The sequence below is a fragment of the Mucilaginibacter rubeus genome, assembly GCF_014643835.1.
GTDB lineage: Bacteria > Bacteroidota > Bacteroidia > Sphingobacteriales > Sphingobacteriaceae > Mucilaginibacter > Mucilaginibacter rubeus.
On the sequence record NZ_BMKD01000006.1, the window covers coordinates 240263 to 257974 of the forward strand.

Annotated in this window: 17 protein-coding genes; 9 read left to right on the forward strand and 8 right to left on the reverse strand. The window is 43.1% G+C overall.

Annotation, left to right across the window (positions count from 1 at the left end; all coding sequences use genetic code 11):
• The first annotated feature begins 39 nt into the window (after positions 1-39).
• Positions 40-864 (forward strand): formyltetrahydrofolate deformylase, encoded by an 825-nt coding sequence (gene purU, locus IEX80_RS19995; protein WP_188833911.1) that lies wholly within the window; start codon positions 40-42, stop codon positions 862-864.
• Positions 865-1080: 216 nt separating this feature from the next.
• A complete protein-coding gene (locus IEX80_RS20000) occupies positions 1081-1962 on the forward strand; it encodes an endonuclease/exonuclease/phosphatase family protein (RefSeq protein ID WP_188833912.1) in 882 nt (293 codons plus the stop codon).
• Between the two features lie 53 nt (positions 1963-2015).
• Here the strand turns inward: IEX80_RS20000 and IEX80_RS20005 are convergent, their stop codons facing one another.
• The gene (locus IEX80_RS20005; protein ID WP_188833913.1) at positions 2016-3476 is read right to left on the reverse strand and encodes a glycoside hydrolase family 30 protein; all 1461 of its coding nucleotides are present in this window, start codon (positions 3474-3476) and stop codon (positions 2016-2018) included.
• Positions 3477-3754: 278 nt separating this feature from the next.
• Entirely contained in the window at positions 3755-4135 is a 381-nt protein-coding gene (locus tag IEX80_RS20010; RefSeq protein WP_176628568.1) for a chorismate mutase, read from the reverse strand.
• 314 nt (positions 4136-4449) lie between these two features.
• On the opposite strand from IEX80_RS20010, the gene IEX80_RS20015 reads away from it, so the two are divergent.
• Positions 4450-5496 carry a sterol desaturase family protein gene (locus IEX80_RS20015; RefSeq protein WP_188833914.1) on the forward strand — a complete coding sequence of 349 codons (1047 nt, stop codon included), beginning with the start codon at positions 4450-4452 and terminating at the stop codon, positions 5494-5496.
• A 251-nt stretch (positions 5497-5747) separates the two neighbouring features.
• Here IEX80_RS20015 and IEX80_RS20020 read toward each other — a convergent pair whose 3' ends face one another.
• Together IEX80_RS20020 and IEX80_RS20025 are read right to left on the reverse strand one after the other, a co-directional pair.
• On the reverse strand, positions 5748-6731 hold the full coding sequence (locus IEX80_RS20020; RefSeq protein ID WP_188833915.1) for a GlxA family transcriptional regulator: 984 nt from the start codon (positions 6729-6731) through the stop codon (positions 5748-5750).
• Positions 6732-6859: 128 nt separating this feature from the next.
• The gene (locus IEX80_RS20025; protein ID WP_188833916.1) at positions 6860-7507 is read right to left on the reverse strand and encodes an ankyrin repeat domain-containing protein; all 648 of its coding nucleotides are present in this window, start codon (positions 7505-7507) and stop codon (positions 6860-6862) included.
• A 274-nt stretch (positions 7508-7781) separates the two neighbouring features.
• On the opposite strand from IEX80_RS20025, the gene IEX80_RS20030 reads away from it, so the two are divergent.
• Together IEX80_RS20030 and lolA1 are read left to right on the forward strand one after the other, a co-directional pair.
• On the forward strand, positions 7782-10394 hold the full coding sequence (locus IEX80_RS20030; RefSeq protein ID WP_090527808.1) for an FtsK/SpoIIIE family DNA translocase: 2613 nt from the start codon (positions 7782-7784) through the stop codon (positions 10392-10394).
• 69 nt (positions 10395-10463) lie between these two features.
• The gene (gene lolA1, locus IEX80_RS20035; RefSeq protein WP_090527812.1) at positions 10464-11141 is read left to right on the forward strand and encodes an outer membrane lipoprotein periplasmic chaperone LolA1; all 678 of its coding nucleotides are present in this window, start codon (positions 10464-10466) and stop codon (positions 11139-11141) included.
• Positions 11142-11690: 549 nt separating this feature from the next.
• Here lolA1 and IEX80_RS20040 read toward each other — a convergent pair.
• On the reverse strand, positions 11691-12230 hold the full coding sequence (locus tag IEX80_RS20040; RefSeq protein ID WP_090527815.1) for an AAA family ATPase: 540 nt from the start codon (positions 12228-12230) through the stop codon (positions 11691-11693).
• A gap of 25 nt (positions 12231-12255) precedes the next feature.
• The gene (locus tag IEX80_RS20045) at positions 12256-13317 is read right to left on the reverse strand and encodes a polysaccharide deacetylase family protein (RefSeq protein ID WP_188833917.1); all 1062 of its coding nucleotides are present in this window, start codon (positions 13315-13317) and stop codon (positions 12256-12258) included.
• 117 nt (positions 13318-13434) lie between these two features.
• Between IEX80_RS20045 and IEX80_RS20050 the strand changes: the two genes are divergently transcribed.
• From IEX80_RS20050 to IEX80_RS20060, 3 genes are all read left to right on the forward strand, one after another.
• On the forward strand, positions 13435-13707 hold the full coding sequence (locus IEX80_RS20050; protein WP_188834027.1) for a hypothetical protein: 273 nt from the start codon (positions 13435-13437) through the stop codon (positions 13705-13707).
• On the forward strand, positions 13704-14465 hold the full coding sequence (locus IEX80_RS20055) for an MBL fold metallo-hydrolase (protein WP_188833918.1): 762 nt from the start codon (positions 13704-13706) through the stop codon (positions 14463-14465). The genes IEX80_RS20050 and IEX80_RS20055 overlap by 4 nt, the downstream gene beginning before the upstream one ends.
• 62 nt (positions 14466-14527) lie before the next feature.
• Positions 14528-14953 (forward strand): BLUF domain-containing protein, encoded by a 426-nt coding sequence (locus IEX80_RS20060; RefSeq protein ID WP_188833919.1) that lies wholly within the window; start codon positions 14528-14530, stop codon positions 14951-14953.
• Here IEX80_RS20060 and IEX80_RS20065 read toward each other — a convergent pair.
• Together IEX80_RS20065 and IEX80_RS20070 are read right to left on the reverse strand one after the other, a co-directional pair.
• Positions 14950-15228: a DUF3072 domain-containing protein gene (locus IEX80_RS20065; RefSeq protein WP_176628558.1), complete on the reverse strand. Its 279-nt coding sequence runs from the start codon at positions 15226-15228 to the stop codon at positions 14950-14952. The genes IEX80_RS20060 and IEX80_RS20065 overlap by 4 nt on opposite strands.
• A 66-nt stretch (positions 15229-15294) precedes the next feature.
• Complete coding sequence (locus tag IEX80_RS20070) at positions 15295-15762, reverse strand: hypothetical protein (RefSeq protein WP_188833920.1); 468 nt, start codon at positions 15760-15762, stop codon at positions 15295-15297.
• A gap of 186 nt (positions 15763-15948) precedes the next feature.
• Here IEX80_RS20070 and IEX80_RS20075 point away from each other — a divergent pair, with 186 nt between their 5' ends.
• Complete coding sequence (locus IEX80_RS20075; protein WP_188833921.1) at positions 15949-17529, forward strand: GDSL-type esterase/lipase family protein; 1581 nt, start codon at positions 15949-15951, stop codon at positions 17527-17529.
• Positions 17530-17712: the final 183 nt, after the last annotated feature.

Genomic DNA, 17712 nt, shown 5'->3' on the forward strand with positions numbered 1-17712 from the left:
CTGTTGTATATTCAGCAAAATTCTTTGTATCATTAAACCATGATTATTGTAATACAGTGTAAAGACAAAGTGGGCCTTGTAGCGGCCATATCTGCAACATTAGCTAAACACCTGCTCAATATAGTTTCCATGCGTGAGCATGTTGATCATAACGAAAATGTTTTTTTTACGCGCCTGGAAGTTGAACAAGGCGACGACGACGGCCTCGAAGATTCATTACGTAAAATACTGCCCGAAGGGGCTTATATTTCAGTAAACCCTGAGCCCGTGAAGAAAGTGGTTGTACTGGCTACCAAAGAGTATCATTGCCTGAGTGATATCCTGGTGCGTAACCACTTTAATACCCTGGGCGCAAGTGTGCAATGCGTTATCGGTAATCACGCCAAGCTGCAAAACATATGCGAGCGATTTGACATTCCTTTTTATCATATCAGTCATGAACAGGTAAGCAAGGCTGAATTTGAACAAAAGGTGATCGGTGCCATTAAACAATATACTCCTGATTACGTGGTATTGGCTAAATTTATGCGGATCCTGTCGCCCTTGTTTGTGGCTGAATTTCCGATGAAGATCATTAATATCCATCACTCATTTTTACCCGCGTTTATAGGTGCCAATCCCTATAAACAGGCGTTTGAACGGGGTGTGAAACTCATAGGGGCAACAGCGCACTACGTATCAAATGAATTGGATGAAGGGCCGATCATTGCCCAGCAAATTGTTCCGGTAAATCACTCATATAGCTGGACAGACATGGTAAAAGCCGGCCAGGAAGTGGAAACTGCCGTATTAGCCAAGGCCCTAAAGCTTGTTTTTGAAGACCGGGTATTTGTTTATAAGAACAAAACGGTGGTGTTTGAGTAAACACACCAGCCAATGTTCGGGATAGTACCGATACTGCCAATGCGAAGCTAAGCTTGTTCCCGCCCTCCTTGCATGTTTCTCTAAATTCTGAATAGAATTACTCCTGGCTTACAAAATTTTGAACCCTCGTAAGTTTTCGCCGGTTAAATACTCTTCAGCGTGTAACTTACTTTTAACTTTATTCAAGTGCCGTTGGCATCTTATCTAAATATTACTATGAAAAAACTACTTTCTTTGTTATTTACGGCTATACTTTCTGTTTCAGCAAGTTATGGCCAGCATCAGCTTACTATTGCCACGTATAATTTACGTAATGATAATGCTACAAATGATGATTCTGTACGAGGTAATGGCTGGAAACAGCGCCTGCCGGTTATAACGCAGCTCATCCGCTTTCATGACTGGGATATTTTTGGCACCCAGGAGGGGTTGGTACACCAACTTAATGGTTTAAAACAGGCCATGCCCCAGTACGCTTATACCGGCATAGGCCGGGATGATGGTAAAACTGCCGGCGAGTTCTCGGCCATTTTTTACAAAAAGGATAAATTTAAACTACTGAAACATGGCGATTTCTGGATGGCACCGATCACCAACAAGCCCAACAAAGGCTGGGATGCCGCACTTCCAAGAATCTGCTCATGGGGATATTTCCAGGAGATAAAAACCGGGTACAAGTTTTACTATTTTAACCTGCATATGGACCATATAGGTGTTGTTGCCCGCCGTGAGAGCGCAAAGCTGGTATTGAAAAAAATGAAAGACTTAGGCGGTAACTCGCCTGCGATTTTATCGGGCGATTTTAATGTTGATCAAACGTCTGACAGCTACGCGGTAATCAATAACTCGGGGACGTTGAAGGATAGCTATGAGCTATCGCCCATAAAATATGCTACCAATGGTACTTTTAATGACTTCGATGCTAATGGTAAGACCAGCGGCCGTATCGATCATATTTTTGTAACCAAAGATTTTACGGTAAAGAGATACGGGATCTTAACGGATACCTACAGGGCAAAGGCTAAAGGATCGGATAAATATGAGGCTAAGGAGCCCAGCGACCATTTCCCGGTAATGATAATGGTGGATCATAAATGACCCACCATACCAGAGATTTAGTTGATTGATTAAACTAAAGATTTTTATAAAGATTACTTCACTATAAGTGTAGCAATTGAGTGCGGCAGGGCAGTAGTGCCTGCCGCTTTTCCTTTTATCCAAAGGCTGTAATCTATTTTTTCGTCGGTTTTGTTCATTACCACCACTGCAATTGAGCCATCGGAGTTTTGGTAAGCGGTTGTTAACAGCTTATCCCTGCTGGCTACCGCGCTAATGCGTTTTGCACCGGGGTGAATATATTTAGAGAAATGGCCTATGTAATAGTATGAACTGGTGTAGATGAGGTTTCCGTTGCGCAGGTCGGCATGTACCGGGGCAAAGCAAAAGTTGCCTACGTGATTTGGCCCGCCGTTTTCGTCAAGCAATACGTTCCAGTCGGTCCAGGCAACGGTACCGGCATTAAAGTCATTGATCATTGAAAGGCCGTAACGTTCGCCAAGCGACCAGTCACTGATCTTGTTGAAATCAAATTTTTCGATACAACCTTCGGTAAATACCAGGTTCTTGCCTGGGAATGCTTCATGGGTACGGCGGGTAGCTTCAAAATTTTGGCCTGCCCCGGTCCAGGTTTCATACCAATGGAAACCGATGCCCCAGATATATTTGGCCGCTGCCGGATCTTCCAGGATAGTACTGGCGCGTTGGTAAAGCAAATCGCGGTTGTGGTCCCAAACTATCAGTTTTTTGCTTGCCAGGCCTTGTTTTTGCAAGGTTGGGCCTAAAAAGTTCTTTACAAAATCACGCTCCTCTTCGGCAGTATACATGCATGATTCCCATGTTTGCTTAGCCATCGGTTCGTTTTGTACCGAAAGGCCCCATATAGGGACACCTTCTTTTTCATAAGCTTTAATAAACTTAACGTAAAAGTTGGCCCAGCTTTGATCAAATTCCTTTTTGAGCTTACCTCCATGCAGTACATCGTTATTATCTTTCATAAAAGCGGGAGGGCTCCAGGGTGATACAAACATGGTCAGTTTACCTCCCGCAGCCGCTGCGGCCGCTTTAATAAAAGGAATCCGGTAGGTTTTATCATGACTGATATCAAAGGTTTTTAAGTCCTTATCACCATCTTTTACATAGCTGTAACTATCGCTCGAAAAATCACAGCTTTGAATATTGGTGCGGCCAAAAGAGTAACCAATGCCTTTGGCTTTATTATAGTAAGCAGTTAAAAATTCTTTCTGTTTATCTTTTGGCAGTTTAGCATAAGTTTCGGCTGCCGCATCTGTAAGCGCACCACCAATTCCTATCATCGTTTGGAATGTTTTGGACGGATCAATAAAAACCGCCACCTCTGTTTCTGCGGGTTGAGGCTTATCTGCAAACTTCAGGGTTTCGGTTTCTTTAAATTTATATCCGGCCTTTTGCTCAGAGACAATCACCTTGACCGATTTACCCATTACCGAATAAGGCGCTTTACCCTGGGCGCTGACAAAGCCAATCTTTAATAATCCGCCCGCGATGAAACAGGCAATTAAATACTTTTTTTGCATGAGTTTAATTAATAGGCTTACCGGCTTGGTTACAAGCCTGGACTGTGGCTAACCGGAGTTGTCAAATTTATTAAACTTAATTAAAAAAAAGCAAAAATCACGATATAAATTATCACCTCAAACGGTCGTGCCGGGTAAATTGATACGCCTTAATACCAAATTTTATCTTAGTTTAATCAATTGATAATAAACACATTAAACGATAACTCACATAGAAATTGCTTACAAATTTGATGCGCTAAAATGCATTTTAAATTATAGTGTATTTTTTACACCGGCTATTGCTTTTGAGCCTTAATTTCTTCCTCAATGCGCAGGCTTTCTTTATGGATAGCATTCATAAGTTCTGTAATGAATGTGGCGGAGAGCCCCTCCTGTTTCCCGGCTTCGACAGTTTTTTCCAGTACCTGTTTAAAACGGTCGGACTGAAGGGCAGGAATATTGTTTTTTGCTTTATAGATGCCGATCTCTTTTACTACCCTCTCGCGTTCGCCCAATAAGGCTATAAGTTTTTTATCGAGGGAATCAATTTTGATCCGGTTATTTTGCAGTGGATTGCTGGCAGAAGTTTGGGTCATAGGTGTTGATTGGGCGTTAACTAAACTGTACCGGATCATACACACTAAAAATAATACAAAAGCGCGGTTAAATGATTTCATATCAGATGATTTTTTGAGGCAAATTTATAGAAATAACCTTGCTGTTAATGGATTGTTTCGGGATTGATGCAGAGTTACTCACTCCTGACATCATTACACTCGCTACCCTTTTTATTTGATGTTCCATCATTTCTTTTCATTTTTTTAATAAGCTAATTTATCAGTGATAATAAAAAGGACCGAAGAGCACAGGCAGGTCAGCCGTGATGTGTGATGTTAATACTCGTTCAAAGAATTTACATGTACCTACATATATACAAATTAATTTTCCTAAATTTGAATAAAACATTTTACCGGTAAACCTAATTTTTGATATGGATTTTTTAAAAGCGATATACGAGCATATTACTGGATTTTTCGGCCTCGGCGGATTGTATACCATCATCAAATCGGGCGATTATGGCAAACTACTTACCTATGATGGTATTACGGCTTTGTTAGGCCCAATGCTACCTGTATTGCTGGTGTTTGAGATCATCAGGGGGGCGTTCTATAAAAAATTCAAGGTGATCAACTACAAGATTTCTTTTTGGACATATGTGCTAAATGCTTTTATAGGCAGCGTACTTTCCATTGCCATGGTAGGGTTTTGTATCGGCTTCTTTTCGAGGTTTGCCATTTTTAAAACAACGTTTACCTGGTACTGGTTTATTTACGGCTATATAGTATGGGAGTTTGCTCATTTTTGGTATCACTACCTTGCTCATAAAGTGAGAATCCTATGGTGCCTCCACTCAACCCATCATGCACCCGAAAGCATGAACCTTTCGGTTACTTTCGCCCATTTTTTCCTTGAAGCGCCTTATGCAGATCTCATCCGCACCAGCATTTGTATTTTATTGGGTGTAAATCCGCCAATGCTGTTTGTGATCATGTTTGTGGATGGCTTTTGGGGATCAATGATCCATATCGGTGAAAACCTCATTGAAGATGGACGACTTGGCTTCCTGAACAGAATCTTACTTACGCCATCGCATCACAGGGTACATCATGCGCGTAATCCATTATATATGGATACCAATTTCTGTAACCTGTTACCGATATGGGATAAAGTTTTCGGCACCTTCCAAAATGAAGACCGCAAGATCCCTATTGAATATGGCATCAGTCGCCCCATGATTAAAAACAGCTTTTTGGATGCTTATTTTGGCGAGATCATAGCGCTGGCCAAAGATGTACGCAAGGCCCCTGGCATTAAAAACAAGTTTCTGTACATTGTAATGCCCCCTGGCTGGAGCCATATAGGCGATCATAAAATGACAACAGTGGTTAAAAAGGCCTATTTTGAATCGCTTGGGGAGAAGGAAAATAACCAGGAAAAAAAAGCTGTGAAGCAGGGCGAAAAAGAAGAAATGGTTTAAAAGTACTTTTAAAACCATGTCATTGCGAAGAAACGTGGCAACTAAACGAATGCACAGCCGTCATTCCTCCTACCTATGACAACTTAAAAAAGGGGGTGTCATACTGAGCCTGTCGAAGTATGGCGGGCAGGCCTCTGCGCACGAGTCTTCGACAGGCTCAGACTGACAGGCCCTCTTTGTCATCTAACCTTCAGAGGCCTCCGGGTTTAAACACTCACAATGACATGTCTTTTATTTTAAATACTTCATCTTTAATTCTCCAGCACTGCCCTGCGGCAGTACTTACTCCTGTAGTCCTGCGGGGTTAAGCCTGTTATCCGTTTAAAGATCTTTCTGAATGTCTTTAAATCATTATACCCAACCTTATACATCAGCTCACTGATATTGAAATTGGTTTTCTCCAATCCTTTTTTTACCGATTCGATCTTTACCTTTTGCAGGTATTCCATTGGTGTATTCTGCGTGGCGCTTTTAAACCGGCGAATGAAATTACGCTTGCTCATATTGGTTTGTCCGGCAATCTCCTCTACTGAAATAGGCAGATGATAATTATTTTCGATAAACAACTGCGAGCGCATAATTTCCTGATCTTCATGCTGATGCTGCCCTTCAAACACTTTAAAGTGCGCCTGGCTGGTACGGTCAATATCCAGCGAAAACATTTTGCTGGCCCAAATGCCGGTATCCCTGCCGCAATATTTTTCAATCAGGTACAGGATCAGGTTCATGCTTGAAAAAGCACCGCCACTGGTATAAGTCCCGTCTTTATCGGTGGTTACCATATCGGGTAAAATATTCACATCCGGATAGCGGCGTTTCATATCATCAACAGCAACCCAATGTGTAGTACAGGGTTTGCCGTTAAGCACACCCGCTTCGGCCAAAAAATAACTGCCGAAACACAGGCTGGCCACTTCCGCGCCCTTATTGTACATGTTCCTTATAAAATCAATCAGGTTTTTGTTTTTACGCATCACCAAATCAGGCGGACCATAAAACGCCGGGGCTATTACCAGGTCGACATCTTTGATCTCATCAATGGTTTTAAAACCGGTAAACTGGGCAGGGAAATAAAGCAGGTTATTATTTATTTTTTCACCTACAAGCATTACGCTAAAGGCCTCGGTTTTGCCGCTTTCTACCAAAAAACGGTTAGTATGTCTCACCATATCCAATACGCCCGATATGGTTGAAAGATTAATGTCTTCGTGAATAAGCAGCGCTATTTCTTTCATTTGTTATAATTCAGGTTATTACAAATATATAAAAGCACCCGGCACAAAAACATGCGATAAGCCTTAAAAAACGCAGATCATTGATAAAAAGCTATCACTTAACCAATTTAAAATTAAGCGTTTAAACATCAACTCAAGATTTCGGCTATCTCTTCAAAGCCCTTTTCGCGGGCGAGGTCGGCGGGGAGTTTGCCACCTTCCATGCGTATAAAAAGCTCGGCACCGTTTTCCAGCAACAGGATAATGAGTTCCAGGTTACCATTTTGCGCGGCCGAATGCAGCGGCGTAGCACCGGCCTGCTGTATCACATTTACCTTCGCACCGTTTTCAATGAGCATACGGGCAATCTCAGTATAATTACCTGCCGCCGCCGAATGAATTGGGAACACGTTGAAACCATTATTTGATTGCAGGTTAACATTTGCGCCTTTGAGCACCAGGTAGCGCGCAACATCAAACTGTCCAAAATAACAGGCAAGCCCTAAAGCAGTAAAGCCATCTTCGGCGTAATCATCAAGAGTATTTGGGTTAGTAGTAACCAGGTGGGCAACCGTATCAAATTTGCCGGCCGCAGCCGCTTCAAATAAACTGATATCGCTTACATAGTTTAACAGTAAATTGGTAACCTCCGGCTTTTTATAATAGCATGAAAGCATCAGCGGCGATACGTTAAGGCTTGTTTTCTTTAAAGCCAGCGCAGGGTCGCAGCCAAGCAGGGTATTGATACTATCTAAATCGGCGGATGCGATATATTCTTCCAGTCTTTCTATGCTCATTACTTAATTAAGTAAAGCGTTTACTATTAACGGCGTTGTTATATTCACTTTGTTAAATTTACGTTTATGTTACGGGTAAATGTTGTTTTTCAATTATACTAAAAAATTAAAAATGTTGACAATAAGTTATATAATCTGTTAACTTTATATTCATTCGGCCTGTAATTTTTTGCGGGTTAACGAATCTTATATAAAATATTTACCGGGTGTAACTGCAAAGTTCACATAGGTGAAATTTTACGTAAGTTTGCACATAAACGATTGTTACATCAGGATGCCGGCAAAAGGAAACCAGTTTAGATCAAATAATTTCAAGGGAGAAAATCAGCCTCGCCAAGGCGGCAAGGCCGAAAAGGAACGAGTGGCAGGCAGGAAATTACCTAAACTGCCCAGTTTTGACTTTGACTATGAAAACGGCAAGGCTGTTAAAATAGCGGGTTTGTTTTCACTGCTATTATCCATTTTTTTCCTCATCGCTTTTACATCATACCTGTTTACCTGGCAGGAAGACCAGAGCTATATTTCTAAAACAAACGGTGGCTGGCATAACCTGTCGACGGGCACTACGGTTCATGAAATTGCCGACCTGAGCGACCCGACCATCAGGGCGCAAAACTGGCTGGGCAAGTTTGGCGCGTTATTATCCAATCAGTTTATTTATGAATGGTTTGGCGTAGCTTCATTCCTGTTTATTTTTGTATTTTTTGTTGTAGGGTACCGACTGCTGTTTAAAGCGAGGCTATTTTCTATCCGTAAAACACTTGCATATTCGTTATTCAGCATTGTCTTTATTTCTGTGGCGATAGCTTATTTTCATTCATTTGTGATTGATTATCCCCATTACCTTGAAGGCGGTTTCGGTTTTTGGACTAACCGCTTACTTGCGGCTCAGATAGGTGAAGCGGGTACCGGCGGATTGCTGGTGTTTTTGGCGCTTACCGTATTGGTAATAGCCTATAATATCGACTTTAAAATACCCCAGCGTAAAAACCGCCCGGTTGCAGCTATGAGTGTTGATGAGATAGCACCTGAACCTGTTGAACTGATTGATGATGAGCCGTCAATGCCGCTTGAATGGCCCCGGGGCAATAACAACATCCGCGAAACCCATGTAAGCAGCATCATGCCCGAGCCCATGGTACAGGAACCGCTTATACCTCCATCACCGCTTAGGCACCCTCCTATGGAGCAAATGCCCGGATATCATGAACCTGTGGTGTTGCGTCCTGAAAATACAATTAAACACGAACCCGAAGAGGAAGAAGAAATCCCGCTCACCATTGATACCAACAGGCCTCTGCCCGAATTAAGTGTTGAACAGGCTGATGAAGCCAAACAGGATGACCTGCTAAGCAAATTTGGTATATATGACCACAAGCTCGATCTGGCTTCATACAAACTTCCGCACCTGGAGTTATTAGAAAACCACGGCTCAAACAAGATTTCGGTTAATGCCGAAGAGCTGGAAGCCAATAAGAACAAAATTGTTGAAACACTGAACCACTATAATATCGAAATTGATAAGATCAAGGCAACCATTGGCCCAACGGTTACCTTATATGAGATCATCCCCGCGCCAGGTGTGAGGATCAGCAAGATCAAGAACCTTGAAGATGATATTGCCTTAAGTTTAGCTGCACTGGGCATCCGTATCATCGCCCCTATGCCTGGCAAGGGGACTATCGGTATTGAAGTGCCTAATCAAAATCCTGAGATGGTTTCGATGCGCTCTATCCTATCGACCGAAAAATACCAGAATACCACGATGGACCTGCCTATCGCTTTAGGTAAAACCATATCTAACGAAGTATTTATTGCCGATTTGGCCAAGATGCCACACTTACTGGTTGCCGGAGCCACCGGCCAGGGTAAATCGGTTGGTATTAACGCCATCCTGGTATCGCTGCTGTATAAAAAACACCCTGCCGAACTCAAATTTGTACTGGTTGACCCTAAAAAGGTGGAGCTTACGCTTTTCCGTAAGATAGAAAGGCACTTTTTGGCTAAACTGCCTGATGATGGCGATGCCATCATCACCGATACCAAAAAGGTGGTAAATACGCTCAATTCGCTTTGTATTGAAATGGACCAGCGTTATGACCTGCTGAAAGACGCGCAGGTACGCAACCTGAAAGAGTACAACTCCAAATTTGTAAACCGTAAGATCAGCGACCCTGAAAAACACCGTTACCTGCCATTTATAGTTTTAGTAATTGACGAGTTTGCCGATTTGATGATGACGGCCGGTAAAGAAGTGGAAATGCCGATTGCCCGTATTGCGCAGCTGGCCCGTGCGGTGGGGATCCATTTGGTTATTGCAACGCAGCGCCCTTCTGTTAACATCATTACCGGTACTATCAAAGCCAACTTCCCGTCAAGGCTGGCCTTCAGGGTACTTTCTAAGATCGATTCGCGCACCATTCTGGATGCCGGCGGCGCTGATCAGTTGATCGGTCGTGGGGATATGCTATTTTCAACAGGTAGCGACCTGATCCGTTTACAGTGTGCATTTGTGGATACGCCGGAGGTTGAAGCTATATCTGATTTTATCGGCAACCAGAAAGGCTATCCATCGGCCATGTACCTGCCCGAATATGTGGGAGAAGGTGAAGCCAGCAGCGGCGCCAAAGAATATGACCCTGACGACCGCGACCCGATGTTTGAAGAAGCTGCACGTTTAATTGTACTGCATCAGCAAGGCTCAACATCGCTTATCCAACGCAAAATGAAACTGGGCTATAACCGCGCCGGCCGCATTATTGACCAGTTGGAAGCAGCCGGAATTGTAGGCCCGTTTGAAGGCAGCAAGGCCCGTGATGTACTCTATCCCGACGAATACAGCCTTGAGCGCTACCTCGAAACACTGCAAAAACCAATTAAAGATTAAACCAAGCAAAATTTAATTACTCTAATCCAATAACTATTAATAACAATAGTTGTTGTTGAATAAAACTGAATGAAAAAGATCATAGCATATACCATTTTAGCAATAAGTACATACAGCACCGCCTTTGCACAAAAAGACAGCCAGGCAAAAGCGATTTTAAACCAGGTAAGCCAAAAATACCGGTCGTACGATGTTATTAAAACCGATTTTACCTTTAGCCTGAATAACCAACAGGCCAATATTAAAGAAACACAAACCGGCACCCTGATATCAAGGGCGAAAACCGGTAAATACCGCGTTACCCTTTACAGCGCAGCCGTGAAACCCGAAGTAGACAAAGAAATTTTGAGCGACGGCAAAAACCAGTGGACATACCTTAAAAAAGATAAAGAGGTACAGGTAAGCGATGCCGACAAAAGCGGCGACGGACTAAATAACCCTGCCCAGATTTTTACGATGTATGAAAAAGGCTTTAAATACCTGTACACCGGCGAACAGAAGATAGCAGGCAAAGTTTATCAAAACATAGAGCTTACACCCGAAGATGATAAAAAAGCCATCTTTAAAGTGAAGCTTACCATCGACAAAGTAAAAAAACAACTCTACAGTGCTTTATTGTTCGATAAAAACGGCAACAGGTATACTTATACCGTACGCACCTTTACCCCTAACGTACCTGCTCCTGACGCAACTTTTGCCTGGGATGCCAAAGGCCACCCGGGCGTTGAGGTTGTTGATTTAAGGTAACCTGTCTCAGATTTGAGACATAAGAATTGAGATATTTTGAAGCGGGGGATTTACCTTCCGCTTTTTTTATTGGTTTTCGCCGCCGCTCGGCTCCAGCCCGGTGGCAACTATTCCGCGGCATCCCGCCGCCGAAGCTAAATAAATCAGACTCGACTTATGGCTGTTTGAAACCGGCGGTTAACCGGGGTTGCTGTTAAGGATTATTTCGCATCACGTTAAACTTACCTTCTCATTCAGAACAACATTTACCAACTCCGGTAGTATGTTGTACATCCACTACAAACTACGTACAAAGGGGGTTAACAGGGTTAACACAATTTCAAAAATCACATTTTATACATCTGATAATCAAATATTTATAAAAACAAGGGGTTACACTAAAGGTCCCTTTACTGGTCGGAGTTTAGCGATAGTGTACCTTCATCCTAAAACAAGTTAAGCTTTCAGTTTAACACACAAAGTATCAAACTATTAATAAATTATTTTGCCTTCGGAAGCAGACTGCTTCCATCATTTCTGGTCGAAGAACTATTTGCCGCGGTTATTATATTACAAACTTAACGCCTTAATCTTCATTAAAACAGCCTCTACCCTTTCCTCCACAGTAGTATCCCCTTCTATAACCAGCAAAGGAGTTGTGAGCTTATTCATCCAATTCTTGTGCGAATGCAGGCTTCGGCTGTTGGTGATAAGCTCATCATAGCCACGTGCCCAGTCAATAAATTCATTATAAAGCTTATTTCGCTCCCTGTCGGTATAGATAATATCTCCGTAACGTTCAAGCTCTCTTTGCTGTAAACGCCGAATCCTGATGGCTGGCGGGATATATAAAAATACAGACAGATCAAATCGCCAGTTATTGTTCCAGTTGATGACGGACCCGCCAAGGATCCAGTTTTCATTACCAGCCATTTCACTGTTAATCATAGCATTTCGTTCTTCGGGCGGTCGCCGGTTAGTAAAAGGCGGATCGGAATGGAACCAGAAATAATGATCGCTGTCAAAATACGGGTAGCTAAGTTTATTGCTTAACGCTTTGCCTAAAGTGGTTACGCCCGAACCCGAAGCGCCGAAGATATTGATGTGCACGAAACAATAGATTTAAGCCACAAACTTACTCATTTCCCACCTTTACCCTACGCTCCATCACCTCTTTCCAGGTGGTTAAAATAAAGCCTTTTTGTTTAAGATAAGCTTTCAGGCGAGGATCGGTCATGGCCAGCAGGTCGCCTTTTCGTTTCTGGCCTTCGTTACAAATGTTTTTAAACTGAGGTGAGGGTTGTGTACAATGCATCAATACCATAGTTAATCCCGGCGAAAAACGGTCGAAGTTTTCGATATAGTGGTCTGTGTACCATTTTTGCAGTTCCTTATCAGTAGCCTTGTCAATATCGGGCATTACCCAGTCATAGCTTGAATTATCAAGATCGTCCAGTACCGGTAAACCTCCCTTCCAGGCTATTTCACCAAGTTCGCGTGCTTTTGCCAGTTCTGCGGGTTCGGCGATGATCATCCCGTCGATATATTTACCATCTTTTTTTAACTGTGCTATCGTAGCATTCTTTGCTTCCTCGCGGTAAAATAGATCCTCGCCTCCGGGCAACATTACCGGTATCTTTTTTTCGATGCCGAGGTTAATATATTTTTCGAGAAAAGCCGGCTTGGCAAATAAAGTACCCATATGCGAGTCGAGATGGGTTGGTATAAAGCCCATGGTTAAGGCACGGTCAAGCTGGGCGCGGATCTCCTTATCAATCTCATCGGCAGTAGCATGGAAATAAACGGCGACTACTCCGGGCCAGAAAGCGCCTTCTTTATCAATCAGCCCCTGAACTGTTGCCTTACCCGCAAGCGGCCCCCATCGGTAATTTTTCCATTCGGAAGTTAAGGTTAAGTGCAGCCCTGCATCAATTCCCGGGTGCTGATCCATATAATGCTTAAAATCTGGTACCCAGGGGCAGGGCATCATCACACTGGTTGAAGTGGCTACACCCTCACCAATGGCTTTCTCCACCCCTTCGTTCGATTCATGCGACATGCCGGCATCATCAACATGCAGGATAATTACACGTGCGTCTTTAGGCCAGCCAAGCTTTTCGGCATAGGTTTTGGTTTGCTGGGCATAAACAGCAATGCTAAAAACAATGCCTGTAACGGTAAGCAGTAAGTTCTTCATCCGGATGGTTTTAGGGTATAACAGGTTAATAAAATTAGAAATTAAATTAGCAAATGTGACATGCAAATGCCAATTTAAGCCCGGCAAATACACCCATTTTTGCTACTTTTGAAATTAATGCTACCCGCGACTAACCATACCCTCGAGAAATTGGAACTGCTGTTAAAAACGGCCGGTTACAAGGTGCGTTATGAAAAGGGTAACTTCAAAACCGGCGCCTGCCTGTTGCTTAACAGTAAAATGATCGTTGTTAACCGTTTCTCTAACCTGGAAAGCAAGATCCTTGCCTTAACTGAATTATTACGTGAACTTGAGGTAGATTACAAATTGCTCGATGATAAACAGATTGCATTTTTGCAGGATATTAAACAAACAAAACTGCAGCTGTGACCATAACATTTTTAGGAACCGGAACGTCACAGGGTGTACCTGTTATTGCTTGTAACTGCGAGGTGTGCCTCTCAACAGATAAGCATGATAATCGCCTGCGCAGTTCTGTTTTAATTGAAGCCGAAGATAAGGTTATCGCTATTGATTCGGGCCCCGATTTCAGGTATCAGATGCTCCGTGCCAAAGTACAGCACCTTGACGCTATTGTTTTTACGCATGAGCATAAAGACCATATTGCCGGCATGGATGATATCCGCGCGTTTAATTACAAACAAAATGCCCCGATTGATATTTATGCCGACGAAAGGGTGCAAAAAGCCCTTGTGCGTGAATTTCCCTATATTTTTGATGGCACTGGTTACCCGGGCATTCCGCAGGTAAACATGCACATTATTGGGCTTGATCTCTTCATGATCGGCAATGTTGAGCTGATCCCTATCGAAGTATTCCATTACAGATTGCCTATAAAAGGCTTCAGGATTAAAGATTTTACTTACTTAACCGATGCCAAAACGATTCCGGACGCCGAGAAGGAAAAAATAAAGGGCACAAAAATATTAGTGATCAATGCACTGCAGAAGGAAACTCATATCTCCCACTTTACGCTTGAAGAAGCCATAGCTTTTGCAAACGATATTGGGGCAGAGACTACTTACTTTACGCATATAAGCCACAGGCTGGGCAAACATGCTGATGTTTCTAAAGAGCTACCTGCCGGTATCGAGCTGGCGTATGACGGTTTAAAACTGGAGATTTAACCCCAACATTAAATCTGCGTTTCTAAATTTCCCGTATCTTGGGGCAAAATTTCTTCTCATCTATGGAATATCTTGTTTATATAAGTACCGCTAAAAAGTTAATGGGCGATGATGAATTATTGAACCTGCTGCAAACAGCACGAATAAAAAATTTCGCCCATAACGTCACCGGTATGCTCCTATACAGTGAAGGTACTTTTATACAGGCGCTTGAGGGCGAAACAGAAGACCTTTACAAAATTTATAACGCAATCCAACTTGATTCACGTCATCGTAACATTGTCCTGATGATAACCGGAATGGTTGAGGAAAGAATTTTCCCAAAATGGTCAATGGCTTTTGCATCAGTAAATGCAGGCTTGCTGAAAAATGTAGAAGGATTTCTTAATCCGGCAAATAAAAATGACATTGCCGATAACAACCATACTGCTGTAATCATGCTCAAAACATTTGCCGAAACCAACGGGCTATCCGTATCTTTTAATTAATTATTTAATCCCCTGCCTGTTTTATGCTGCAGTTCGTCTATCCGTTTTGACGCTTCGGCCTTAGTAAGCGATCCGTCAAACTCTTCACCGGCTTCATCGGATAATGTTTTGAGATAGGAGTGCTGCGCGCCGGTCATGGGTTCATTACCTGTTGACCATTCATCAGGGTCTTTTACCATATTTGAGCCTTTTATTTGATTTTGATTGATGATCTCCTCATCATCCGATTCATCAAAAAAGCCATTGTCGGGTGTATCATTGGGGTTGATAGCCATAACTATTGTTTTATAATTACAACTGTTACCGGGGCGCATTGTTTTTATTTTCAAAGGGATTGAAGGTCACAGCTCTATAAAGCTTACCCTGTCGATAGTGCCTCTGTATTGTTTTAAATGCCCTTTATCGCTCGCATCAACTACACCGCGAATGGTTACTTTACGTTTATTCATACCGATAAACTGACCATCGTTATAGGTAAACAAACCTATATGAGTGCCCGGCAGATAAAGGGGGCAGTCTTGGCTAAAATCAACCCAAATGGCATTATGTAAAGCGTGGTTCGAGAACAGGCTGTCATTAAAAAGCGCGGATTGCTCGTTCCCTTCCTTGTATTTACCGCTCACTTCAACATATTGTTTATCATATTTTTCAATATGACTGGCCAGCTCTGTAAATGAAATCTTTTTATAATCTTTTGAACTATTGCAATCGCTTTGAAAGACTTTTTTTTGTTTGGCACATGCGCCAAGCAAAACCAACAGCGGCAAAATCCGGAGCAAATTTTTGATATGGATAAATACCGCGGTCATTCAAATCAGGATTGATTAAGATAGTGAAAATATCTGTCAATAATCCTGATAACAGATATTTTACAGCGAGGTTACAGATGCTGTGATTAAAACGGGATTTATCTTTGCTAAAACGTTTAGGCATCTTGTTTCTTTGCTTATTGCTGTTATTTTTGTACATCATCATTTAACCTGAATTAACCACCCATGAAATTAAAACTGATAGGCACCTTACTCCTATTGTCGGCCCTTGGCGTACAGGCCCAGCAAAAAGTTATCTCCCTTTACCCCGGCGCAGCTCCCGGTTCCGAAAACTGGACCTGGAACGAGGGCGAAAGCGACAACAACGCCTTTAATACCAAAGTTGTTTACAACGTTACGCACCCTTCCCTGAGTGTTTTCCTGCCCGATTCATCCATCGCTACCGGCACCGCGGTGGTTATTTGCCCGGGTGGCGGCTTCCATACCCTGTCAATCAACAGCGAAGGTTATGACGTAGCAAAATGGCTTAATAAACAGGGCGTGGCCTGCTTCGTATTGAAATACAGGCTGGCTCACAGTTTAACTAACGATCCGGTAAAAGAATTGGTAGCCAAAATGAGTCAAAAGGATTTCCCTAAACAGGTAGCGCCGGTTATTCCGCTGGCTATTGCTGATGCACGAGCGGCCCTAACCTATGTACGTGAACATGCCTCCGAATACCATGTTTCTCCGCAACGAATCGGGATCATGGGCTTTTCGGCAGGCGGCACACTGGCCGGTGCGGCAGCTTTCAATTACACAGCGGCTAACAAACCCGATTTTGACGCGCCTATTTATGCATACGTGCCTCCAGAGCTGATCTCAAAAATCCCTGACGATGCGCCGCCGATGTTTATAGCTGCAGCTACTGATGACCAGCTTGGCCTTGCGCCGCACAGTATTGAGCTTTATAGCAAATGGCTGGCATCAAAACATAGCGCCGAGCTGCATATGTACGCTAAAGGAGGCCACGGTTTTGGCATGCGCAAACAAAGCCTGCCTACCGACAACTGGATAGACCGCTTTAACGAGTGGCTCGATCTGAAAGGTTTTTTAAAACCCATAGACCCTCAAGTAAAATCAGTTAAAGAAAGGGCCGATCAATGGGAAGCCTACCATAAGCAATGGGAAGATGCATTTCATAAAGACTGGGCAAACATGACCCGTTACAAGGCCGATAATGAAAAGGTAAAAGCATCAGCCCCAAACCCCAAAAGTGTAGTTTATATGGGCGATTCCATTACAGATTTCTGGATCAGCAGGGATTCAACCTTCTGGAGCGGTAAACCATATTTTGACCGCGGCATCAGCGGACAAACCACCACCCAAATGCTGGTGCGTTTTCGTGAGGATGTGATAGATCTGAAACCTGGCGCCGTGGTGATCCTGGCAGGAATAAATGACATCGCCCAAAATAACGGTCCGATAGATATTGAAGATATTTTTGGCAATATCCAATCCATGGCATTGCTGGCCAAAGCTGCCAATATTAAAGTGGTGTTATGTTCAGTACTGCCCGCCTATGCCTTTCCATGGCGTCCCGGTATGGAACCTGCGCAAAAAGTGGTGCAGCTTAACGCCATGATTAAAGCTTTTGCCGATGCCAATAAAATGGTTTATGTAGATTACCATAGCGCCATGGCCGACGAGCGCAAGGGTTTGCCGAAAAATTTAGCCGCTGACGGCGTGCACCCCACTGTTGAAGGGTACAGGGTAATGGAGCCATTGGTTGAAAAGGGTATTGCGGAAGCGTTGAAGAGGAAGTAAGCCCGATAAACTTTAGCAGTTCATGTTGAGTTTCGAATCTGGCGAACTTTCGAGGTGCAATGATAAGCCGGACAGACTTGCGAAGTTTTTAAAACTTCGCAAGTCTGGTTCCTACAATATGGCCTGGGGACACGCCTTTAAAACCGGTAAGCAAATACCTTCTTTTAAAAATGTGATGCTTTT